Origin of the sequence: Pusillimonas sp. T2 (genome assembly GCF_002236805.1) — a bacterium.
In the GTDB taxonomy this organism is placed as follows: domain Bacteria; phylum Pseudomonadota; class Gammaproteobacteria; order Burkholderiales; family Burkholderiaceae_B; genus Neopusillimonas.
Map to the genome: position 1 here is coordinate 433,174 of NZ_NIQA01000003.1, position 22,424 is coordinate 455,597.

General features: G+C 57.1%; 24 protein-coding genes. 16 read left to right on the forward strand and 8 right to left on the reverse strand.

All coding sequences use genetic code 11. The features are described 5' to 3' along the window. Window positions 1-7 precede the first annotated feature (7 nt). The 3 genes from PuT2_RS07830 to PuT2_RS07840 are packed head-to-tail and all read left to right on the forward strand — an operon-like array spanning window position 8 to window position 2,017. Complete coding sequence (locus PuT2_RS07830; RefSeq protein WP_233574942.1) at window positions 8-364, forward strand: flagellar protein FliT; 357 nt, start codon at window positions 8-10, stop codon at window positions 362-364. Continuing rightward, on the forward strand, window positions 361-1,722 hold the full coding sequence (locus PuT2_RS07835; protein WP_093970448.1) for a flagellar hook-length control protein FliK: 1,362 nt from the start codon (window positions 361-363) through the stop codon (window positions 1,720-1,722). Before PuT2_RS07830 ends, PuT2_RS07835 begins: the two co-directional genes overlap by 4 nt. Continuing rightward, complete coding sequence (locus PuT2_RS07840; RefSeq protein WP_093970449.1) at window positions 1,715-2,017, forward strand: EscU/YscU/HrcU family type III secretion system export apparatus switch protein; 303 nt, start codon at window positions 1,715-1,717, stop codon at window positions 2,015-2,017. The genes PuT2_RS07835 and PuT2_RS07840 overlap by 8 nt, the downstream gene beginning before the upstream one ends. An 88-nt stretch (window positions 2,018-2,105) precedes the next feature. On the opposite strand, the gene fliE is transcribed toward PuT2_RS07840, so the two are convergent. Continuing rightward, window positions 2,106-2,438, reverse strand: a complete 333-nt coding sequence (fliE, locus tag PuT2_RS07845) for a flagellar hook-basal body complex protein FliE (protein ID WP_093970562.1) — start codon at window positions 2,436-2,438, stop codon at window positions 2,106-2,108. Window positions 2,439-2,808: 370 nt separating this feature from the next. Here fliE and fliF point away from each other — a divergent pair, with 370 nt between their 5' ends. The 13 genes from fliF to fliR are packed head-to-tail and all read left to right on the forward strand — an operon-like array spanning window position 2,809 to window position 13,967. Next, entirely contained in the window at window positions 2,809-4,467 is a 1,659-nt protein-coding gene (fliF, locus tag PuT2_RS07850; RefSeq protein ID WP_093970450.1) for a flagellar basal-body MS-ring/collar protein FliF, read from the forward strand. Further along, a complete protein-coding gene (gene fliG, locus PuT2_RS07855) occupies window positions 4,454-5,455 on the forward strand; it encodes a flagellar motor switch protein FliG (protein ID WP_093970451.1) in 1,002 nt (333 codons plus the stop codon). Before fliF ends, fliG begins: the two co-directional genes overlap by 14 nt. After that, window positions 5,448-6,281, forward strand: a complete 834-nt coding sequence (gene fliH, locus PuT2_RS07860; protein ID WP_093970452.1) for a flagellar assembly protein FliH — start codon at window positions 5,448-5,450, stop codon at window positions 6,279-6,281. Before fliG ends, fliH begins: the two co-directional genes overlap by 8 nt. Continuing rightward, on the forward strand, window positions 6,274-7,743 hold the full coding sequence (gene fliI / locus PuT2_RS07865) for a flagellar protein export ATPase FliI (RefSeq protein ID WP_093970453.1): 1,470 nt from the start codon (window positions 6,274-6,276) through the stop codon (window positions 7,741-7,743). Before fliH ends, fliI begins: the two co-directional genes overlap by 8 nt. After that, entirely contained in the window at window positions 7,730-8,179 is a 450-nt protein-coding gene (fliJ, locus tag PuT2_RS07870; protein ID WP_093970454.1) for a flagellar export protein FliJ, read from the forward strand. The genes fliI and fliJ overlap by 14 nt, the downstream gene beginning before the upstream one ends. A gap of 12 nt (window positions 8,180-8,191) precedes the next feature. Next, complete coding sequence (locus tag PuT2_RS07875; protein ID WP_093970455.1) at window positions 8,192-9,673, forward strand: flagellar hook-length control protein FliK; 1,482 nt, start codon at window positions 8,192-8,194, stop codon at window positions 9,671-9,673. A gap of 30 nt (window positions 9,674-9,703) precedes the next feature. Further along, window positions 9,704-10,159, forward strand: coding sequence for a flagellar basal body-associated protein FliL (gene fliL, locus PuT2_RS07880; RefSeq protein ID WP_093970456.1), 456 nt, complete (start codon window positions 9,704-9,706; stop codon window positions 10,157-10,159). Beyond that, window positions 10,160-11,173 carry a flagellar motor switch protein FliM gene (gene fliM, locus PuT2_RS07885; RefSeq protein WP_093970457.1) on the forward strand — a complete coding sequence of 338 codons (1,014 nt, stop codon included), beginning with the start codon at window positions 10,160-10,162 and terminating at the stop codon, window positions 11,171-11,173. Next, on the forward strand, window positions 11,166-11,792 hold the full coding sequence (gene fliN, locus PuT2_RS07890; protein ID WP_093970458.1) for a flagellar motor switch protein FliN: 627 nt from the start codon (window positions 11,166-11,168) through the stop codon (window positions 11,790-11,792). The genes fliM and fliN overlap by 8 nt, the downstream gene beginning before the upstream one ends. Window positions 11,793-11,796: 4 nt before the next feature. Continuing rightward, on the forward strand, window positions 11,797-12,090 hold the full coding sequence (gene fliO / locus PuT2_RS07895) for a flagellar biosynthetic protein FliO (RefSeq protein ID WP_158214024.1): 294 nt from the start codon (window positions 11,797-11,799) through the stop codon (window positions 12,088-12,090). Next, window positions 12,087-12,881 (forward strand): flagellar type III secretion system pore protein FliP, encoded by a 795-nt coding sequence (gene fliP, locus PuT2_RS07900; RefSeq protein WP_093970460.1) that lies wholly within the window; start codon window positions 12,087-12,089, stop codon window positions 12,879-12,881. The genes fliO and fliP overlap by 4 nt, the downstream gene beginning before the upstream one ends. A 20-nt stretch (window positions 12,882-12,901) precedes the next feature. After that, complete coding sequence (gene fliQ, locus PuT2_RS07905) at window positions 12,902-13,171, forward strand: flagellar biosynthesis protein FliQ (protein ID WP_093970461.1); 270 nt, start codon at window positions 12,902-12,904, stop codon at window positions 13,169-13,171. A gap of 16 nt (window positions 13,172-13,187) precedes the next feature. Continuing rightward, entirely contained in the window at window positions 13,188-13,967 is a 780-nt protein-coding gene (fliR, locus tag PuT2_RS07910; RefSeq protein WP_093970462.1) for a flagellar biosynthetic protein FliR, read from the forward strand. Between the two features lie 85 nt (window positions 13,968-14,052). Here the strand turns inward: fliR and PuT2_RS07915 are convergent, their stop codons facing one another. The 7 genes from PuT2_RS07915 to PuT2_RS15900 all read right to left on the reverse strand — a co-directional run bounded on the left by PuT2_RS07915 (window position 14,053) and on the right by PuT2_RS15900 (window position 22,419). Further along, entirely contained in the window at window positions 14,053-14,583 is a 531-nt protein-coding gene (locus PuT2_RS07915; protein WP_093970463.1) for a hypothetical protein, read from the reverse strand. Next, window positions 14,584-16,110, reverse strand: a complete 1,527-nt coding sequence (locus PuT2_RS07920) for a methyl-accepting chemotaxis protein (protein ID WP_254046969.1) — start codon at window positions 16,108-16,110, stop codon at window positions 14,584-14,586. Window positions 16,111-16,214: 104 nt separating this feature from the next. Then, on the reverse strand, window positions 16,215-17,774 hold the full coding sequence (flgL, locus tag PuT2_RS07925; RefSeq protein WP_093970465.1) for a flagellar hook-associated protein FlgL: 1,560 nt from the start codon (window positions 17,772-17,774) through the stop codon (window positions 16,215-16,217). Window positions 17,775-17,829: 55 nt separating this feature from the next. Then, a complete protein-coding gene (gene flgK / locus PuT2_RS07930) occupies window positions 17,830-19,488 on the reverse strand; it encodes a flagellar hook-associated protein FlgK (RefSeq protein ID WP_093970466.1) in 1,659 nt (552 codons plus the stop codon). Window positions 19,489-19,563: 75 nt separating this feature from the next. Further along, window positions 19,564-20,595, reverse strand: coding sequence for a flagellar assembly peptidoglycan hydrolase FlgJ (gene flgJ / locus PuT2_RS07935; RefSeq protein ID WP_093970467.1), 1,032 nt, complete (start codon window positions 20,593-20,595; stop codon window positions 19,564-19,566). A gap of 12 nt (window positions 20,596-20,607) precedes the next feature. Next, the gene (locus tag PuT2_RS15895; RefSeq protein ID WP_173862520.1) at window positions 20,608-21,711 is read right to left on the reverse strand and encodes a flagellar basal body P-ring protein FlgI; all 1,104 of its coding nucleotides are present in this window, start codon (window positions 21,709-21,711) and stop codon (window positions 20,608-20,610) included. 18 nt (window positions 21,712-21,729) lie between these two features. Then, window positions 21,730-22,419 carry a flagellar basal body L-ring protein FlgH gene (locus PuT2_RS15900; RefSeq protein ID WP_173862521.1) on the reverse strand — a complete coding sequence of 230 codons (690 nt, stop codon included), beginning with the start codon at window positions 22,417-22,419 and terminating at the stop codon, window positions 21,730-21,732. Window positions 22,420-22,424 lie beyond the last annotated feature (5 nt).

Below are 22,424 nucleotides of genomic sequence, written 5' to 3' on the forward strand. Positions count from 1 at the left end.
TTTCGACATGCCAGCCGCCCACATAACTATGACCGAATCCACGCCTACGCTGCGCCAGTACGAACTGATCGCAGAACTCTCCGACAAAATGGTCAGACTGGCGTCCCAGAACGACTGGGAGTCGGTCATCTCAATCGGGCAAGAATATTGTCAGGCTGTAGAATCACTCCGCGCGCTCAGCCCACTCGACGACGAAGATCGCGTAGCGCGCAAGCCCCTGCTCACCAAAATCCTCAACGACGACGCGCGGATTCGGCACTTGGCTGCACCAGAGCTCGAACGCCTGGGCACCATGTTAGGCAGCATCAAGCGCCAACAAAATGTCGTGCAGGCCTACCTGGCACAGCCTAAAACGCAATCATGAGCGTCGGAGGCCCTTCCGGCCTGGGAACACTCCTGGTGCAGCGCATCGACGCTGCCCTGGGCACAACACTTGCGCAACAAACTAACCTGGCCTCAGGCGCACGCCCAGACGCCGTATCCCAGGCCGCTGAAGCGGCCCGTGCCGAACAGCTTCAAAATCAGGTCAATCGCCAACCACGCGAAGCTGTCGACCGAGCACAACTGCAAAACGAACAGCAAGTTCGACAACAAATCGAGCGCGGTAAACTCGAAGCCCACAAAGGGCTGCTCGGCACGACCAAAGAAGGGCCTAATACCGGCACCACACCATCGGCCCCCACCACACTCGGCAATGCGGCACGTACGATTCTTGCCCTGCTGATGAATTTCCCCGAACACCCCGCCCCCGTTCAGGGTCGGCAACCGCTGGTGCCGCCGCCTTCCGAAGGGGGGCAACAGCCCGCGCAAGGTCAACAGACAGCCGCATCGACCAGTGGTACGCCAGCGCAGCAGTCAACCGGCGCCAGCGCCCCGGCCGCCGGGGCTCAGCAAACGGCCTCATCGGCAGCCGGCACGGCTAGCACGGCTCAAGGCACAGCCCAAACATCCACGACGGCACAGACGCTTTTCGCCCAGCGCGTTTCGGCGCAGGCCTTTAGCCAAGCGCTCAGCAACGCCCTCCAAACCAGTGGCTTGTTTTACGAGTCGCACTTAAGCAATATGGCTTTCGGTAAAACCAGTCTGCCACTATTGCGCCAAGAGCCGCAGGCACAACTGACGCAACAAGCAGCAAACACTGCCGGCACCGCGTCCAACACGCCCGCCGCCGGGCAAAACACCGCCGCAACTGCACCCAATACAGCACAAACAGCAGCGACGGCGACAAACGCATCCGCCCGTGTCGACTCAGCCGGCACCCCGGCCGGTACAGCCGCAAACACTTCCGCAACATCGCCATCTAGTTCCCCGGCTACCCAGCCGCAAGCCAACACTGCCCTAAGCGGCCTGCACCCCGAGACCCACTTGCTGGTTCGCCAACAACTCGAAGTTTTAGCGAACCAGACGGTGGCATGGCGGGGTGAAGCCTGGCCCAGCGCCCCTATGGACCTCGAAATCCAACGGCGCGAACCCGGTGAAGGATCGGCAGATGACCTACAGCACTGGGCCACGCGACTGACGCTGCATTTGCCCAATCTTGGCGAAGTCCAGGTACGCATCAATCTGGTCGGACAACAAGTCTTGATGCATATGGTCGCCCCTCAGTCGGCCGATGTCTTGTCGTCCAACAGCGACGCCTTACGTGCTCGTTTCAATGCATCCGGCCTGGCACTCAGCCAATTGGCCATCGATCGCAACACCTCGGAGCCCCAGCATGATTAAGCCCGGGCCAGGCGACCTGCATAAACACCGGCCATCAGCAGTCGCCATCACTTACGACGCGCACGACACCGCTCCCCGTGTGGTGGCCAAAGGCTATGGTTCACTGGCTGACACCATCATCCGGACAGCTAAAGAAAATGGGCTGTATGTACACGAGTCCCCCGAGCTGGTGGGCTTGCTGATGCAAGTCGACCTCGACCAGCATATCCCGCCCGAGCTATACCAGGCGATTGCCGAAATCCTGGCCTGGTTGTACGCACTTGATTCCCGAAAAGACGAATTCAAGCCCGAATAAAAAAAGCCCGCATGATATGCGGGCCAGATACATTGAAACTTTAACAAAACCAGCTTTGCACAATGGCAAGCCAGCGCCAAGCCTTAACTTACACGGGCATGCTGGCAATTTCCTGATAGGCTGCAACCAGCCGATTACGAACTTGCACGGTGGCCTGGAATGCCACGCTGGCCTTCTGCATATCGATCATGACATCGTTAAGCGAAATGTTCGGGTCGCCCAACTGAAACGCTTTGGCTTGCGTCGTAGCGGAGTTTTGCATTTGCGCTACCCGCTGCAAAGAGCGCTGAAGCTCGTTTGCAAAGCCGCCCGGTTCAATAGCCGACGCACCATTATCGGCCGGCTGTGCCTGGGCCGTCTGGGCAACAGACCGCATTTGGGCCAAAACGTTTTCTATTGCAGAATATTGTTGAATAGCCATGACAAAAATTTTGATGATCGACACGCAGGTCTTAGTGGATTTAATGTAACCTGATACCGTCAAACCAAAGACCGACAATAAACGGACATATCCCCGGCTTTTCCGGCGTTTCAAATCCAAACAAGATTTGTTCCTAGCGATCAAAGCATTACAAGAACAAATAAATGAACGCAACAGCCTAAACTTTGCCAACACATTGCCGTTAGAGCGAAAAGACACCCAAAAGCGGTGCTTTTCGGCGCTTGCGACTCCCCTCAGACAAGTAATAATCGACGCTCTGATTATTAACGTCTAATCGAATGCGTAACTTGCACTCTGCCCGATCAACCGCTTTACCCGCAGCACAAGTGTGTCGTCCCCGAGGTCTTCAATGAGCCAGGCCGCCGCTTTGTTGGCTCGTTTCCCCATGCTGTCAAAGTTGGGCGCTATCCCCAAGCCTGCGCTGATCGGTGCCGTATCGGTGCTAGTCGCGCTTGTTGTGGTGGCCTTTCTGTGGTCACGCCCGCCCGAATACCGTACATTGTTTTCAAACCTTGAAGACCGTGACGGCGGTGCCATTATCACGGCACTGACGCAAATGAACGTACAGTACCGAATTTCGGACAACGGCACGTCGATCATGGTGCCGGCCGATATGGTGCACCGCACCCGCCTGCAACTTGCCGAACAGGGCTTGCCGCGTGCGGGCGGCGCGGGTTTCGAGCTACTCGACAACACCCGATTCGGGGCCAGCCAGTTTACCGAGCAAATCACCTACCAACGTGCCCTTGAGGGCGAGCTGGCCAGCTCGGTCGAAGCAGTTCATGCGGTTCAGTCGGCACGCGTACACCTTGCGCTGCCACGCGAAAGCCTGTTTGTGCGGGACCGCCAGCCCCCTACCGCATCGGTATTGGTCACGCTGTATCCAGGCCGCTCACTCAGTGAAGCCCAGGTTGCCGCCATCACCTGGCTGGTTTCGTCCAGCGTTCCCAACCTCACCTCTGACAGCGTTTCCATCGTCGATCAAAATGGTCGACTACTCACTTCACCCTCTGGCGAAGCCGGCCTGGAGAACTCTCGCCGGTCTTTGGTCAACGACATCGAACAGCGAACCGTTCAGCGGATCATGACACTACTGACCCCCCTGGTGGGTGCCGGTAACGTCAGGGCGCAGGCCAGCGCCGATGTCGACTTTTCGGTGCGCGAGCAAACCTCCGAAGTTTATCGTCCCAATCAGAACCCGGGCGAAGCGGCCGTACGCAGCGAGCAGCGCAGTGCCGCCGACCAATTCGATAGCCTTCCGCCCACTGGCGTACCGGGCGCACTCACGAACCAGCCGCCCGCCAACGCCGCTGCGCCTATTGTTGTTCCTCCCGGCGACAACCCGAACGCGCAACCGGGCAACAACGCTAATGCAGCTGCAAATCAAGATAACGCTCAGGGTACCGACGGCGGCCCCGCCAATATCCGACGTGACTCAACCATCAATTACGAAGTCGACCGCACCATCAGTCACATCAAAGACCCGGTCGGCAAACTGCGCCGGTTGTCTGTCGCCGTTGTCGTCAACTACCAGCCCAATGCCGAAGGCGAATACGCTCCCTTGCCACAGGAAACGCTCGACAGCCTGAACAGCCTGGTGCGCGACGCCATGGGCTACTCGGTCGATCGCGGTGACACCGTCAGCGTCATCAACAGCCCGTTCAACGAAAACACCACCGTTACGCCGCCGGTCTGGAAAGACCCCGAATATCACGCACTGGCGCTCAAAGGGCTTGAATACCTGCTCATTGCCATCGCCCTGTTCATTGTCTGGCGCAAGATCGGCAAGCCAGCCATCGACAGCCTGACTGCCAAGCGCGAACAGGTCGCTGCTCTGGCCGGGGCTGCCGGCACCCAACCCGAAGGCGAAGATGCTGTACTGAAACGCGCATCCGAAATCACACGCTACGAAGACCTCCTGAAGGCGGCACGCGAATTGGCCGAGAAAGACCCACGCGCTGTCGCCATGGTCTTGCGCTCATGGATGGAAAAAAATGGCAAACCTTGAAGACCCCTCTGAACGCTGTGCCATTCTGGTGATGTCGCTGGGCGAAGACGCGGCGGCCGAGGTATTCAAACACCTCTCACCACCCGAAATCCAGCAGATCAGTAGTTCAATGGCCGGCATCAAACAGCTCACGCGCAGCGATGTCGACAAAGTTTTGGCCGACTTCCGCCAAGAAGCCGACCAGTTCATGGCGGTCAGCCTGGGCTCTGAAGACTACATCCGCTCGGTGCTGACAAAAGCGCTGGGTACCGATCGGGCGGCCGGCCTGATCGAAGACATCCTCGACGCCGAGGCCGGCGCCGGGGGTATCGACGCGCTTAACTGGCTGGATGCCGCCAGCGTTGCAGAACTCGTCGCCGACGAGCACCCGCAGATCATCGCTACCATCCTGGTTCACCTGCAGCGCGACCGAGCATCCTCGGTCCTAGAGTTGCTTAACGAGCGCCTACGCAACGACGTCATGCTGCGTATTGCCACGTTTGGCGGGGTACAGCCCGCCGCCTTGGCCGAACTGACGGACGTACTGAATAATTTGCTGTCCGGCCAGGGTGCAAAACGCAGCAAGCTGGGTGGTGTACGTACGGCAGCCGAGATCCTCAACTTCATGACATCGTCGGAAGAAGATGCGGTCATGAACAATCTGCGCGAACTCGATGCCGATCTGGCCCAACGCATCAGCGAGGAAATGTTCGTTTTCGAGAACCTCGTGGACATCGAAGATACGGCTATCCAGCTTATTCTCAAAGAAATCAACACCGACAGCCTCACCATTGCACTCAAGGGCGCCCCCGAAGAGCTGCGCGAAAAGTTCCTGGGCAACATGTCCAATCGCGCCTCCGAAATGCTACGCGACGACCTGGAAGCGCAAGGTCCTGTCCGCATGTCCAAGGTCGAAGAAGCCCAGAAAGGTATTCTGGCTGTGGCACGCCGTCTGGCCGAAACAGGCCAGATCAGCCTGACACGCCTGGGCAACGACGAGTATGTCTGACACCAATCACGATCACAACGACCCTGGCACGTGGCAGCGCTGGGAAATGACTGACCTGGGCAACGGCAAACCTACAGCGTCCGCCCCAGGTGGTCGTCTGGCGCGCCGCTTGGCCGAAGAAAAAACCGCTCAAAAAGCCACCTCCGCTCGACAGCCGGTTAAGGCTACCAACGATATCCCAGAAGATGTCGTCGCCCAGGTCGCCCGAATCGGGCAAGAGGCGCGCGAGCGAGCTGTTCAGGAAGGCCGTGAAGCCGGACTGAAACAGGGGCACGCGGAAGGCTTTGCTGCGGGCAAGGCCGAAGGCCTGAAAAGCGGCCATGACGAAGGGTTTCAGGCTGGGCACCGCGAAGGCTACGAGAAAGGGCTGGCCGAAGGTCGCGCCATCAGCGCAACTGAGGTCGGTCAGATCCAAAGCGTAGCCCAGTCGTGCGCGGCATCTGTCAACGCACTTAATAATCAGGTGGCCGAATCACTGGTTGATTTGGCCTTGAACATTGCCAGACAAGTGATCCGCTCGACGATAGCGGCCTCACCGGAAGCCATCCTCGATACCGTACGCGATATCCTCGCCACCGATAGCGGCGAAGGCAAAGGGCTCATGCGTTTGCGCATGCACCCCGAAGACCTGACGCTGGTCAAACGTCATTTGTCAGACGACCCTCGCATGCATCATTGGCATCTCGAAGCCGACCCTCGAATCGAACGCGGTGGTTGCTACGCCGAGACTTCGCTAGGCGATATCGATGCTACGCTGAAAACCCGCTGGGAGCGTATTGCTGGCACCCTGCGCGAAGCTCCGGCCTGGGACACGGGCAATGACTGAAGCCAAGTCCGCTCTACCTCAAATGGCCGCACGCTGGAGCAATCGACTGCAAAATGCGTCTCGCCGAATCTCGACGATTGAATCCTGGAATGCCAGCGGACGGGTCACCCGTGCGACGGGTATGGTGCTTGAGGCAACAGGCCTGCGACTAGCCGTGGGCGCCGCATGCAAAATCGAAATTTCCCCCCGGCACAACCATTGGGCAGACGCCGAGGTCGTGGGCTTTCATGGCAACACACTTTACCTGATGCCGCAAAGCGACATTTCCGGTTTGCCGCCCGGAGCCCGCATTGTCCCCGGTGAAACCACCGTCGTTCAGATCGACGATCGCTCTCCCGAGGAGGCGGACGAAACCCCGTTAACGTCGCAGGCCCGACACTTGCCGGTAGGCGATGCCCTGTTGGGCCGGGTACTTGATGCCGCCGGGCGCCCGCTTGACGGCTTAGGGCCCGTCAACCACGTCTCGCAAGCATCGCTCAACGCGCACACCATCAACCCACTGGCGCGGGCCCCCATCGATACGGTGCTCGACGTTGGCGTGCGCGCCATCAATGGGCTGCTTACCGTTGGGCGCGGTCAGCGCATGGGGCTGTTTGCAGGTTCAGGGGTCGGCAAAAGCGTATTGCTGGGCATGATGGCGCGCTACACTGCGGCCGACGTGATTGTGGTGGGCCTAATCGGCGAACGGGGCCGAGAGGTTAAAGAGTTTATTGAACACAATCTTGGGCCCGAAGGCCGTAAGCGCGCCGTTGTCGTTGCTGCGCCGGCCGACGTGTCGCCACTGCTGCGCATGCAAGGCGCCGTATACGCTACCCGGTTAGCAGAGTACTTTCGTGATCAGGGTAAAAATGTATTGCTGATCATGGACTCACTGACCCGCTACGCCATGGCGCAACGAGAAATCGCCCTGGCCATTGGCGAACCTCCCGCCACCAAAGGATACCCACCTTCAGTATTTGCCAAACTACCGGCGCTGGTTGAGCGCGCGGGTAACGGTGCCCCTGTCGGGGACAAGCCCGCAGGTTCTATTACCGCGTTTTACACCGTTCTGACCGAAGGCGATGACCAGCAAGACCCGATCGCCGATTCGGCGCGCGCCATTCTTGATGGCCATATCGTGCTGTCGCGCAAGCTGGCAGAAGCCGGCCATTACCCAGCCATCGATATCGAAGCGTCGATCTCCCGCGTCATGAACGCCATTGTGCCCCAGTCACAATTCAGCATGGTGCATCAGTTCAAGCAAATGCTGTCGCGTTACCAGCGCAACCGCGACCTTATTGCCGTGGGCGCTTACCGCCAGGGTAACGACCCAAAAATTGACGAAGCTATCGAAAAATACCCGTGGCTTGAAGCTTATTTGCAGCAGAGCCTTAACAGCCGGATCGACTACACGCGGGCCAGCAAAGAGCTGGCCGGCCTGCTTGGCCACCCGGCCAGTGGAGATGTAAATGGCAAAGCATAACCCCATGCACACGCTCATTGACCTGACTCAGAACCAGGCCAACGAGGCAGCACGACAATTGCAGAACCTGAATGCGTCGCGAGACGACGCCCAGGCGCAGCTGTCTACACTGCACGTTTACCGACAAGATTATGTTGACCGCCTTGAAAAAGCCACAGCATCTGGCATATCGGCGGCGAACTATCACAATTTTAGGCAGTTTATCGCCACTTTGGATGAGGCCATTTCGCAGCAAAATAAGATAGTGGCCCAGCTCGACCAAAAACTCGAACAGGGCAAGCAGCGGTGGTTCGACCACAAACGCCAGCTCACATCGTATGAAACCCTGTTGTCGCGCCAGGAGCAAGAGCGTATCCAGCAAAACAACCGGAAAGAACAAATCATGACCGACGAACTATCCAGCATCCAGTTTCGTCGTCATCACAACACCCATTAACAGGGTAAAGCCATGAACGCACAAAATCCGGCCTCGGTACTTAATATGATTTCTGCGCCGCCAGCAGTGGCCAGCCAGTCATCGCCCGACGCCAATGCCAACGGCCCCCGTTTCTCCGAAGTCCTGGGTTCGCAAAAAGCAGCCCAGGCGCCGGCCAAAAAGCCGGCGCAAAGCAACGACAACGCCTCGGCCCAAAAAAATGCGGCCGCCCAGGGCAGTCAGAGCAACAACGGGGCAATAAGCACCCAAGATAGCAACAGCCAAAGCACAGACGGTACCGATGGTGCCCAATCAAGCAAACCGGACGGCGCTCAAACAAATCAAGACGCCCTGGCAACCGCCGACGATGCCGCCCAAGCCGCCCCCGCACCGGGCACCGAAACGGCCGCAGCCATGTCTAGCCTTGCCCTGGCCGTGGCCCAGGTGCAACTGGCCGCCCGCAGCGCGCAAGTCGACGCCGATAGCGTCAAAGCCGCTCGTAGCGCAAGCGCGGTCGACGCAGACTCCATTACCCTAGCATCACAATCGCAGCGCACACCCGCGCTAACCGAAGAAGGCCTGCCTGGTAACACCGCGCGACTGAACGATGCCAACCTGGTTAGCGCTGCTGCCGCGCGTCAGTCTGAAGCACGCGAAGCAACGCAGCGTTTTTCGCTGACTAACGTCGGCACCGACACAGCCGACTCAATCGAACGCAATTCCGCCGACACTATCTTGCGTTCGCAATCGGCACGCGAAACCAACGCCAACAAAGCAGGTGCGGCCATCACACTGGCCGACGTGGGCCAACGCGCCGATCATCTCGACAAGCAAGCACGCCTTAACGCCAGTGCACGTGATGTTTTGGCCAACAAGATTGCACAAAGCCAGGGCACTGCCGAAACAACGACGGCAACTCGAGTTGCCGTCGCCGAGTTCAATACCAACGCCGCCGATACACGCAGTATCGAGCCGCTTGCGTTAAGCAGCACCCCGCAAACTGGCGCCATGGCCGCACCTGGGCAGCTAACCGCATCGGGGGCACCTGCATCCGGGGCCTCGCTCGTCGTCGCAACACCGCTTGGGCACCCACAGTGGGGCAACAACTTCAGCCAGCAGGTATCGCAAGTCAGCCAGTCGCTTAAAAACGGCCTGCAATCGATCGAATTGCGCCTCGATCCGCCCGATCTTGGCCCTATTCGGATTTCCATCAATATCAACGACGGCGTGGCCCAGGCCATGTTTGTTTCGCCTCACGCAGCGGTGCGCTCTGCGGTTGAAAACGCACTGCCGCAGTTGCAGCAACAAATGGCACAAGCGGGTATTTCACTGGGTCAAACATCTGTCAGCGATCAGGGTCAGGGCCAACAACAGGCAGAAAACGGTAATAATTCGGGGCGCGCCGGGCTGTCCGGCACCGCGCTGAGCTCAGGCGCAACGCTTGATCAACCCGACACTGCGCTGGCATCACGCCCCCAAAGCACGCATAATGGTCAGGTTGATACATTTGCCTGATTAATACGTTAAAAAGCCGACCCTTAACCGATGAAACTGCTGAAACTTGCGTTACTTGTTATTGCGATCATGGCGGCCACCCTGGGTGCCACCTTCTATTTCCTGAACGCGTCCGGCATGCTGGGCGCGCCTGCAAACAGCGCCGAAGTGGTAGAAGCCAAACCCCCAGCCAAACCCATTTTCCTGCCACTTGATCCTTTCACAGTAACGTTGCGCGACAATCATAGTTCGCGCATTCTGTATGTTGAAATCACGTTGCGCGTCGACGACGAAGCCTCGCGTGAACACCTGCGCGAGTACATGCCCGAAGTTCGCAACCGCGTTATTTCAGAGCTTACAAAAAACACCCCAAGTTATGTTCAGGCCAATGAAGGTCGTAATCAGCTGGCGGCCGATATCGTCGCTTCGCTGACACAACCCTACTTCCCGAATCCCAATCAGCCCAAAATTTCCAACGTGCTTTTCACCGCGTTCGTCATCCAGTAAATGTCGTATTCGAACTTTCTATCTCAGGATGAGGTTGATGCCATCCTGGCCACGGTCTCCGGCGAAGAAACTCCCGTTTCGCCGTCGTCCGACGACGCGCGCACGGGGGTCAGACCCTACGACTTAAGCTCACCCGACCGTGTCGTGCGTCATCGTATGCACACGCTCGAGCTCATTCACGAGCGTTTTGCTCGCCGTTTGCGCACCGTGTTGCTCAACTTCATGCGACGCAACGCCGACATCACTGTCTCGGCCATCAAAATCCAGAAGTACTCCGACTTCGAACGCAACCTGCCTGTGCCGGCCAACCTTAATATGGTTGCCCTCAAGCCGCTGCGCGGCACGGCGTTGTTCACCTTCGATCCAAATCTGGTGTTTCTGATCATCGACAGCCTGTTTGGTGGTAGCGGTCGTTACAACACCCGCATCGAAGGACGCGACTTCACCACCACCGAGCAACGCATTATTGGCCGTTTGCTGAACGCAACACTCGATTGCTACAAAAGCTGCTGGGAAAACATCTACCCGCTTGAGCTCGAATACATCCGATCCGAGATGTACGCCAAGTTCGCAAGCATCACCAGCGGCAACGAAGTCGTTGTCGTGTGCTCGTTCAACATCGAACTGGGCGCATCGGGCGGCAACCTGAATATTTGCCTGCCCTATTCCATGATCGAGCCCATTCGCGACGTGCTGTCTCGCCCGCTGCAAGACTCGTCATCTGACGCGGTCGACCGTCGCTGGACAAACCAGCTCGCCAACGAAGTTCGCAGTGCCGACGTCGAAATGGTCGCCGAATTCGGTCAGATCCAAAGCACAATCGGCGAACTCATGCGTATGAAGATCAACGACGTTCTGCCTCTCGAACTGTCCCCCACTATTACTGCCCATGTGGGCGGCGTCCCGGTCCTCGAATGCAGCTACGGTACATTCAATAACCGTTACGCACTGCGTGTACAGAAAGTTCTGGCACCGATAGAACACGAATTAACCCGAGCAAGACACCATGACTGATCCGACTCAAGATCCCGATAAAGAAAACGCAGCCACCAACGGTCTGTCCGACCAAGACCCTACACAGGCCGGCGGTTTGTCAGAAGAACTTGACGACGACTGGGCCGCTGCGCTGTCTGAACAAGCGGCAGCCTCACGTGGTCCTACTCAGGCCGATGGCTTGCAAGACGACATGGACGACTGGGCTGCTGCGCTGGCAGAACAAACTGCCGCCACGCCATCAGGCGTTGCCGAAGACCAGGACAAGCCAGGCTCAACTGCAGGCAACGCCTTTTCATCGCCCGCACCCACGGCAACGCCGGCGACACAACAGGTCTTCCAGCCGCTCATTGGTTCGGGTAGTGGTGGCAACAGCGATATCGACCTTATCATGGACATCCCCGTCCAGCTTTCGGTCGAACTCGGGCGCACCAAGCTCACGATCAAAAATATCTTGCAACTGGGACAAGGTTCGGTCGTCGAGCTCGACGGCCTGGCCGGCGAGCCCATGGATATTTTCGTCAATGGCTACCTGATTGCTCAGGGCGAAGTTGTTGTGGTCGATGACAAGTACGGCATTCGTCTTACCGACATCATTACGCCGTCCGACCGTCTGCACCGACTCAACAGCCGCCGTTAAACCCATGAATGCGCCCGAAGTCCTGCAGCCGATTCTGGCTCTGCTATTCATTCTGGCGTTGATTTTGGGCGGTGCCTGGCTCGCCCGACGGGCCGGCCTTATTCGTGGCCGTAGCCAGCAAGACATCAAGGTTGTCAGCTCATACAGCCTTGGCGGCCGCGGCTTTATTACCATTGTCGAGGTCGAAGACACCCGATTGGTGCTGGGCGTAACGCCTCAGAACATTTCGTTATTGCATACGCTGCCGCCAGCAAACAGCGCGCGCCAAGACGCCGGCACGCCAAAAGACACAGTATGAACGCGCCCCTACAGTCTGCCTGCACCACACCCTCGTTCAGAGTGTCTTTAAAAGCATTGATTTTGGTTGCCCTGTTCATTTTGGGCAGTACCTTCGCCATCGGTGCAGCCGCACAAGGCATGCCCGCGTTTATAGCCACGCCAGGGGCCAACGGCGAACAAACCTATTCCCTCAGCCTGCAAACCCTGTTGCTGCTGACCATGATGTCGTTCCTGCCGGCCATGTTACTCATGATGACCGGTTTCACACGCGTCATTATTGTGCTGGGTCTGCTGCGTAATGCCATGGGTACCGGTGCGTCGCCCCCCAACTCGGTATTGATTGGTCTGGCATTGTTTCTGACCTTGTTTGCAATGGCACCGGTTTTCGATCAAATCTACGAACAGGCCTACCTGCCCCTAAGCACCGGCGACCTGTCTTTCGAGGCTGCCTTGCAGGCCGGATCACGGCCCCTGCACGCCTTTATGCTCAGCCACACTCGCGAAACCGACCTGTCGCTCTTTGCCAATATGGCCAACATTGGCGACATTCAAACCCCACAAGATGTCCCGCTACGGGTACTTGTACCTGCTTTCGTCACCAGCGAATTAAAAACCGCGTTCCAGATCGGCTTCACCATTTTCATTCCATTCCTGATCATTGACCTGGTCGTTGCCAGTGTTTTGATGGCCTTGGGTATGATGATGGTACCGCCAGTAACCATTTCGTTGCCGTTCAAACTCATGCTGTTTGTACTGGCTGATGGCTGGCACCTTTTGCTGGGTTCGTTGGCCCGCAGCTTTTCTCAATAGCACAACGCAAGGCAAGCTCAATGACTGCTGAAACCGTCATGTCGATGACCTACGTGGCAATGCAAGTCGCTCTGATGATGGCGGGCCCGCTGCTATTCGTAACACTGGTGGTCGGTTTGGTCATCAGTATTTTCCAGGCAGCCACACAAATCAACGAAATGACACTGTCATTTATTCCGAAGCTGCTGGCCGTTGGCGCTACGCTCGTGTTGCTTGGACCCTGGCTGATCAGTGTGATGGTCGATTACATCCGTCAACTCATCCTGTCATTGCCCGGGCTGGCCGGCTAGCCGCAGCCCCCGCGCCATGGTCTCCATCGAAGTCGATCAGCTATACACGTGGCTAAACGCCTTTCTGTGGCCGTTTGTTCGACTGCTGGCATTTTTAAGTACTGCACCACTACTGGGCGAATCCTCGATTCCCACGCGGGCCAAAGTCGGGCTCGCCGCGTTCCTGTCCATCATCATAGCGCCGACGCTACCCACCCCACCTGCCATTTCACCGGCATCGTACGAGGGGTTGTTCATAACGCTTCAGCAGTTTCTTATTGGCACCATACTGGGCCTGGTGATGCGCATCGTATTTGCCGCCGTGCAAACCGCGGGCGAATTCATCGGACTACAAATGGGGTTGTCGTTCGCCTCGTTCTTCGACCCGCAAACTGGCGCCAATACAGCAGTGCTGGCGCGCCTGATGAACATGATCGCCATGCTGCTGTTCCTGGCGGTCAACGGCCACCTGCTCATGTTGGCCGGCCTCATACGCAGCTTCGATCTGCTGCCCATCAGTTCAACCCCTATCCAGTCAACTGGGCTAGGTGTGCTGTTTGACTGGTCGGCCCAAGTCATGATTTCGGGGATGCTGTTGGCCTTGCCACTGATTATTGTGTTGTTATCTATCAGCCTGGCGCTCGGCATCCTGAATCGTACCGCTCAGCAGCTGTCGGTTTTTGCCGTTGGCTTTCCCATTAGCTTGCTGGTCGGGCTAATTTTGCTGTGGGTTGTGCTGCCGCAAATTGCCCCGTTCGTTCAACAGTTATTTGACTCGGGGTATGACGCGATGGGCCGCGTCATTAACGCGCTATAGCCGAACACGCAGCCGCTGGTTTGGCCTCACGCCTACACCAAATCGGTCACGTCGGGAACCTGACCCCGACGGCGCCTTTATCAAATTAGTATGTTCCCCGAACCGGGTAGGTCACCGACTTGGAATGCAACGGTTGCTCTAGCTCGGGATTAGGTTGCGGCACCGGCGATGGCGGCGGCGGCATAGGTGTGCTAACTTTTACCGGCGTTGGCTGGATTGTGGCGCTCATGGTGGGGTCATCGTAAACCTGGCCATGCGCCGGCATTTTTTGGCCACCGGGCTGACTCAGCACGTTCACGCTATCAACCACACGCTCAAACCGCCCGTCAGGGCTAAACCGCAACATCACTTCTTGCCGAAAATAAATAGCATCGGTCAGCACAGAGTTTTTGTTCGCCCATCGGGCGATCATGGTGCCGTTAAGCTGCGAATAAGTGTTTTCCGGCTCCGACCCTAACATTTCGACAGCCTGAGCGTAAGTCGTTTGACCGGGCACGAAATTGGCCAGCGCCATGCTGTTGAATGAACGGCCGGTCGTAGAACAGGCCACCAATAGCGCCGACGCCGAAAATACCGTCCATCGGCATATCTGATTAAAACGTTGTTTGACTGACATTCAGAACTCTTCCCAATCGTCTTCGCGATGGCTTTCGTTGGTACCGCTGCTCACGTAACGTGCAGGGGTAGGAGGCACTGCTCGCGACGCGCCGCCGTCGGACTCTGAGCCGGCAACCGACCCGCGCGGATTAAGCGTTGCATCGCTATCGCGTGTTGCGGATGCCGCCGTTGACGACGATGCTGGCTTGCGCGCGATCACCGGATTTCGAGGGGTACTTGAGGCTGTCCCGGCGCCCGATGTCGTTCTAGAAACAGCACGAGTGCTACCCCCGGTCAATGCCGGTGCAGACCTTGTCGCCTGCCGGGCCGCCCCTGCAGACAACTTAGGTGCATTTACCTGCGCTGTCGCACGCTCGTTCTTTACTGTCGACGCGTGTGCCGACGCGACATCAACGACGGCCCCCTGCTCGACTTGAAAGCCCAACAGCGCGGTACTGACTTTATTTACCCGACCATCAAGATCTGCAGCGACTTCGGTCGAGCGATGCACCAATTGCGCGTTCTGACGCGTCATACCGTCCATCTGCCCAATCGCCTGATTAATTTGGTCGATACCTTCGGCCTGCTCGGTGGTTGCGGCGGAAATCTCGCCCATGATGTCGGTAACACGCGCCACGGAAGTAACAATTTCCTCCATGGTCGCACCAGCACGCTCAACCTGACCCGAACCTTCGGTCACTTTCTTGACCGAATCTTCGATGAGGTCTTTAATTTCTTTGGCCGCATGCGCACTGCGCTGCGCCAGCGCACGCACCTCGGAAGCCACCACGGCAAAGCCCTTACCCTGTTCACCGGCTCGGGCGGCTTCAACGGCGGCATTTAGCGCCAGAATATTAGTCTGAAAGGCGATACTGTCAATAACGCCAACGATATCTGCAATTTTGTGCGAACTGGTCGAAATGCCGTGCATAGTTGCCACTACTTCACCAACCGCATCACCACCGCGCTGCGCGACCTGCGACGCAGTTACGGCTAGTTGGTTTGCCTGGCGCGCATGATCTGCATTTTGCCTGACAGTGCCTGACAACTGCTGAATACTTGACGCTGTTTGTTCGAGGGCAGTGGCTTGCTGCTCAGTACGCGAGGTCAGGTCGGAATTGCTAGAGACCAGTTGCTTGATGTCGTGATTGATATAACTGACACCTTCACGCACGGTACCCACGGCGTTGCTCCAGGCATCTTGAAGCGCCTTTGCGTTAGCAAACATCTGGCCAGGCTCGTCGGTGCTGCGTACCGAAATTTTATTCGTGAGGTTCCCTTGTGCCAGATTAGCCAGCAATGCCGCCATATGCTGCATTGGATCGGTTGCCTTGCGCACTACGGTCAGGTAAGTCAGCAGCGCCAAGAGCACCGCAAGTACAGCAACCATCATAAAAACATAAGTCGCCTGCTCTTGGCGCTGAACCAATGCGGCAGAAGCTGACCGTGCTTCAGAGGCTGACGGCATGGCATACCAACCCATTGCCACGGCCAGCAGCGTTAGCGCCAGCATAAAAAACAGCAACAATGCCAAACGTGTTTTCACCTGCAATTGCGCGCGCATGTTTTTTTATATCTCGATGAAAAAGTAAAAGGAAACCGCAAATAACGCGTACTGAAAAGGGCGCCTGATGCGCCCTTTGATGCTTATCAGTTATTCATATTGAACAAACTGGTCGCCTGAATTTTCTTGAAGGCCATTGACGCCGCCTCGAGCGCTGCAGTACGCAACTGGAGCTGCGCCGTCGCCTCGTAGTAGTCAACGTTTTCGAGACGCGACAGATCTTGTGCGTAACTTAAACCGCGCAGGCTGGCGTTATCGTCGATGGCGGCGATTTCGGCCATACGCGTACCCACCGACGAACGCACGGTGAGCACCTGATCATAGACCACATCGACGCGCTGCATGGTGGACGCGAGCACGTTACTGAACATGGCGCGCGCGGCAGGATCGGCTACAGTAGGCCGCTCGAGGGCCGCAATCATGGCGTCGATGGAATCAAAAATATTCAGGTTCGCTGGAGCCTCTACGGGCTTGACCGTAAAGGCGTCACCACTGACCGGTACGCCAGACAACGCCACTTGCATGCCTCCCCCCAGGTCTAGCGGATTGCCGCTGGCAGAATCGTATTGAAGCGTCGTGGATACTGGCGGTGTACCGTTATCGGTCACGGTGTAATCATAAATACCCGAACCCGGGGCGGTTTCGGCCCCAAAAACAACGGACAGTTCGCTGCTGACATTGGCCCCGGCTGGGTCAGTAACCTGCGGTTTGCCCAGGGTTACGCCACCCGACCAGCCGGCCGATGCAGCCGCCACATGAGGGTTGCTCAGGAATACGGGTTCGACACGGAAGGTATCGCCGTCGGCTGGAACGCCCGAGAACTTAACCTGCACGCCACCCGGCAAATCGAGCGAGGCGTTTTCAGCCGAATAGTTAACCGGTGTTGAGGGGCCCGAAAGGACATTACCATCAGCATCAAACACCTGAAAACTGTACTGCATGGTGCCATCGGCAGCTTCGGAAAAGTCGATTTGAAACGACTCGCCCACATAGGCGCCTTTGGGGTTGGTGATAATGGGCGATTCAATAACCCCGGTACCGGTATTGCCCAGGTCGGCCATGGTGATGTAATCGCGTGCACCCGGAGCAGCACTCATGAAGATTTCGCGACCGGAGTCAGCAGAGTCGAGCTGGCGGGTTTGATCGATCTGAATCAAACGGCGGCCTTCGTCGCCCTGATAGGAAACAGCACCAGTTGAGCCGGCGACAAAGGGCGGACGGCTACCGGCATGCCCGGAAAACAGATATTGCCCACTGCCATCGGTGGCGTTAGCCAAACCCAGCAGGTTGTCTTTGGCGTTTGAGAGCACATTGGCCAGCACCGTACGGTCGGCGTCGGAAAGCGTACCGTTACCCGCTTCGACCAGCCGGGTCTTAATACCTTGCAATAACGACGACACCGAATTCAGCGTGTTTTCTTCAGTTGCCAAGGCTGTTTTGGCCACTTGGCGATTTTCGGTATAGCGCGCATTCAGAGATTGCGACTGCGCAATATTGATGGTTTGAGCGGCCGCCAAGGGGTCGTCAGACGGCGTGATCATGCGCTTGCCCGTACCGATTTGCTGATACAAGTGCATCAGGTCGGCTTGCTGGGTGTTGATGGTTTTTACACCGGTCTGGAAAAACAAAGATGAACTGATACGCATGACGACCGCCTATAAATCGGGGACTGTAATTACTACCACTAACCCAAAACCTAAATTACTGCTTCAGACCCAACAGGGTGTCGAACAGCGTACCGCTGATATCGATAAGCCGTGAGGCCGCCCGAAACTGCTCTTGATAGCGTTCGAGATTGACGTACTCTTCGTTGAGGTTGACGCCCGAAACGGCCTGCTGTGCAGAAAAGTTTTGCTGCACCAGCGTAGATTGCGCCTTTTGTGACGTAATGTTTTGCTGGGTTTGAACACCGATATTGTTGACGATCTGCGAAAACGATTCGTTCAGGCTCATGGTGCCCTGCCCCAACGTTTTTTTGGTTTGCAATTGAGCCATCGCCAGCGCATTAGCGTTATCGGCGTCACCTGCGTCGGTACCGGCCGCAGCAAACCGCGCAGGGTCATTTAGTGTCAAGCCGAGGTCTGATGCCGCGTTGCGAGTGGGCGTCAACGACCAGACGTCGCCGGCAACCGGCGCGCCCGAAGTAGACGAAAAGTTAATTTCGAGGCCATCGATAACCTGAGGAAAACCGCTGCTGTCACCCTTATAGGCCAGCGAGCCCTCGGGGACACGAACCACCGAGTAATTGGTGCCATCGTAGGCTATTTGATAGTCTTGCGCCGTCAGCTGGCTGGCGTCGGAAAACGTAGCCGTGAATGCAGCCGTACCTTTGTTGGTAACTGCCGCCCCCACAACGGGTTGACGCATGGAAAAGACTTCGCCGCCCGGGTTGCCATTTTGATCAAACCCTTGCGCGTGCGCCTGATTAACCGACATGGCCAAGCCCACCGCCATACGTCCCAGGTCGTTCTGGATAGGGTCGAGCGTTTCGGAACGATACTGCATCAGACCGCCTAATGCACCGCCGCGGATGTACTGATCGTCGATTTCGACTTGGGTGGTTTTGTTGTTGCCCACCGGCATGGTGTACGACACGACGGTACGTTTGGGATCGTTGTCAGACGGCTTGGCCGTAAGCGGGTACATCGTGTCGGCGCTCAGCAAGACTTGCCCACTGCCAAACGACAACCCAAAGCGATCGCCTTGTTCGATAACGGTAACGCCCACCAGCTTATTCAGTTCAGCCACAGCCTGATCGCGCTGATCGAGCAGATCGTTAGGCGCAGCGCCTGCGCCGGCAGCCTTCGCCGTCACAATTTGCTGGTTGAAACCGTGAATGCGTTCGACGTAACTATTGATCTGGCGTACCGTCGTGCTGATTTGCGTATTCAGGTTATTGCGCTGATCGTCAAGGAATCCGTTGGCATCATTGATTTGACCCACAAGACTCGAAGCGCGGCCCAGCAGCTCTTTACGGGCGGCCGGATCAGCCGGCGCCGATGCCACGGCCTGAATGCCGTCAAAAAACTTTTGCAGCGCCGGTGAAATGCCTACCGTGCGATCGGCAAACAGATTATTGATTTGCTTAATCTCGGTACCGTAAGACGCAAGCTCGGACTCTTTGCTTTGCGAATTGACCAACTGACGATACAAAAAGTTGTCGTAGGCGCGCTCGATGGAGTCGGTTTTCACGCCCATGCCGATATACCCACGCCCCATGCTCTGAGCACCCGCCGTCGAAACATTGACCGACTGACGGTTATAGCCATCGGTATTGGCGTTATTGATGTTGTGGCCGGTGGTCTGGAGACGGTTTTGTGCAACATTGATGCCCGACAGACCCAGATTCGCTAAATTCATTGAGGTTCCACTAAGAAAACAGGGTAAATAACCTTACGTCAGGTTAACGGCCGGAATCGCCAAATGTTTAGCGCCTTAACCGGGGGTTACCAAAGAAGTCGGGTTAGCACGCGCTACCTGCTTCGGCCCCAGACGATCGTCTAGGTAACCCATGATAGAAATGAGCTTGTCTGCGTATTTTGGATCGGTTGCATAACCCGCCTGCTGGATCCTTACCGCCGCCGCTTCGGCATTGGGCGCCGTCATCACCTCGCTGTAGCGCTCGGACTGGCTGATCAAGCGCGCATAGTCGGCAAATGATTCGGCATACGAGTTGTAGGCCCGGAATGGCTGCACCATTTTTTGCGGCTGGCCGTCGACGTACTCGGTGGTGGTGATATTCACGACTTTGCCAGTCCAGTTTGACGTAGCCTTGATACCGAACAGGTTATAGCTGTTACTGCCATCTTCGCCGCGGATTTCACGCCGCCCCCACCCCGATTCGAGCGCAGCCTGGCTAAGAATCAATTTAGCCGGAATACCGCTGCTTTCCGCGGCCTGGCGCGCAGCACCGCCCAATTTCGCCACGAACTCTTCTATGTGAGCGGGCGAACCTTTAATGGCCGTATACAAGGCTTCGGTTGTGGCCTTAGCCTGCTTGGCTACGGGCGTATTGCCCAACAGTTGGAGCAAATCGGTAATTGAATCAAATTTGTTTTGCGACCCTGCGCCCGATGACTGCAGCGCCGCGGCGGCGGCCAGACCACGATCGTGCGGCAAACGCGGATCGACCGCGGGCTGCATTTCGCCCCGCATTTGCGACAGCAAAGCTTGGGCCAGGCCCAACCCCGATTTGGCCAGCGTCTGCGCCGATTGCTCATCGGACAAGCTCTGAGCCAAACGCGTTTGATCGCTGTCGAAAATACCTTCGATACCTGGCGTCGAGGCGCGGGCCTGCTTGAGCATTTGCTGGATGAACAAGGCCTCGAACTGCTGGGCAACCTCTTCCTGCGCTTTGGGATCGAGCGCGCCCATGCCCTGCACATCGCCACGCAGACGGTTCAGATGATTCATGTCCATCGAGGACACTTGATCGGCAGGACGAGGCAGATAAAGCGGTGCGTTCATGGCAGTCAAACGTCAGATGATTTCAAGATCGGCGCGCAGAGCGCCCGCGCTTTTGAGTGTTTGCAGTATCGACAGCAAATCTTGGGGTGTCGCGCCCAAGGCATTCAACGCACTAACGACATCAGCCAGGCGGGCACTCGTTTTTACCCGCTTGATGCTGCCACTGTCGGTGCGCATCTCGATTTGGGTGCTTTCGGTCACCACCGTTTCGCCGCCGGCAAAGGGCGTGTCGGGCTGGTTGACCTGCTGCTGGCTGCTGATAGCAACAGACAGGTTTCCGTAGGCAATCGCAGCTTCTTCGATGGTTACCGTACGGTTCATGACCACAGATCCGGTACGCGCATTAATAATGACTTTTGCACGGGCAGGCGGCAAGGCCACTTGAATATTTTCGATTTGCGACAGGAACAAGGCCTGACGCTCAGGATCGGTGGGGCCCCTCAGCTGAACCAGACGCCCATCAAGCACAGACGCGGTACCAGCGCCCAGCTTGCGGTTAACCGCAGACGCCACGTTTTGCGCAATACCAAAATCAGTGGTGTTCAGTTCGAGGTTGATGAAGCCATCGCGGATAAATGTCGTGGGCACCCCGCGCTCGACGATCGCCCCATCGGGAATCGTACCGCCATTCAGCTGATTAACCTGCACACTGGACCCACCCGATTGCGCACCTGCGCCACCTACAAGCAAATTACCTTGGGCGATGGCGTAAACCTGGCCATTGGCGCCTTTGAGAGGCGTCATCAACAACGTGCCACCACGCAAGCTTTTGGCATTGCCCATCGAAGAAACAACGACATCGACAGCCTGCCCTGGGCGGGCAAAGGCCGGCAAACGCGCCGTTACCATCACAGCGGCCACGTTTTTAATCTGCATATTGGTGCCCTGGGGTACGGTCACACCAAGCTGGGACAACATGTTCGTAAGACTTTGCTGCGTAAAAGGCGACTGACGCACCTGATCGCCACTGCCGTCCAGGCCCACCACCAAACCGTAACCAATCAACTGGTTCTCACGGACGCCTTGTATTGAAGCCAGATCTTTGATTCGATCTGCCTTGGCCGGCACCATCAGCACCAGCGCCAACACGGCAAAGAAATATTTAAGAAATTTCATACGTATGACCGAGAGAGATTAGAACGGCGAAATGTTGAGGAAGAAACGTTGCAACCAGCCCATTTCCTGAACCTCATCCATACGACCCTTGCTGCGATACTCGATTTTGGCGTCAGCAACCTGCGTAGAAGGCACCGTACCCGCACCAGAGATAGAGCGCGGGTCGACAACACCAGAAAACCGGATGTACTCAGACCCACGGTTAATAGCAATTTGCTTCTCGCCGGCAATTTGTAAATTGCCGTTAGGCAACACGCCTATAACGGTTGTGGTCAGCGTACCGGAGAATGTATTGTTGGCCTGGCTAGACCCCCTGCCTTCGGCATCGTTGTTGCCGCCCATGTTGAAATTTTGCTGCGGGCCAATATTGGAAGGCAAAATTGCCGGCGCCAGCTCAATGCCCAGGCCAGCGCTGCCAGAACGACTGGACTCGGTCGCTACGCTTTTGGCAGCGTTGGTGCGCTCTTGAATGATGATCGTGACGATATCACCCACATTGCGCGGACGACGGTCTTCGAACAACGGGTAGTTACCATACGCCGTCGGTTGATAGATCGAGCCGTTGGGCTCGGGCATGACCGTATTCATGGGAGGCGGCGGCGCCGTGAGCGGCCCCGTAACAATAGGTTCAGGCGGCACAAGTGCACAACCCTGAACCAGAACGGCCACTGCCGCTACCACATACCCACGAAAACCACGAAGCAACATCGATA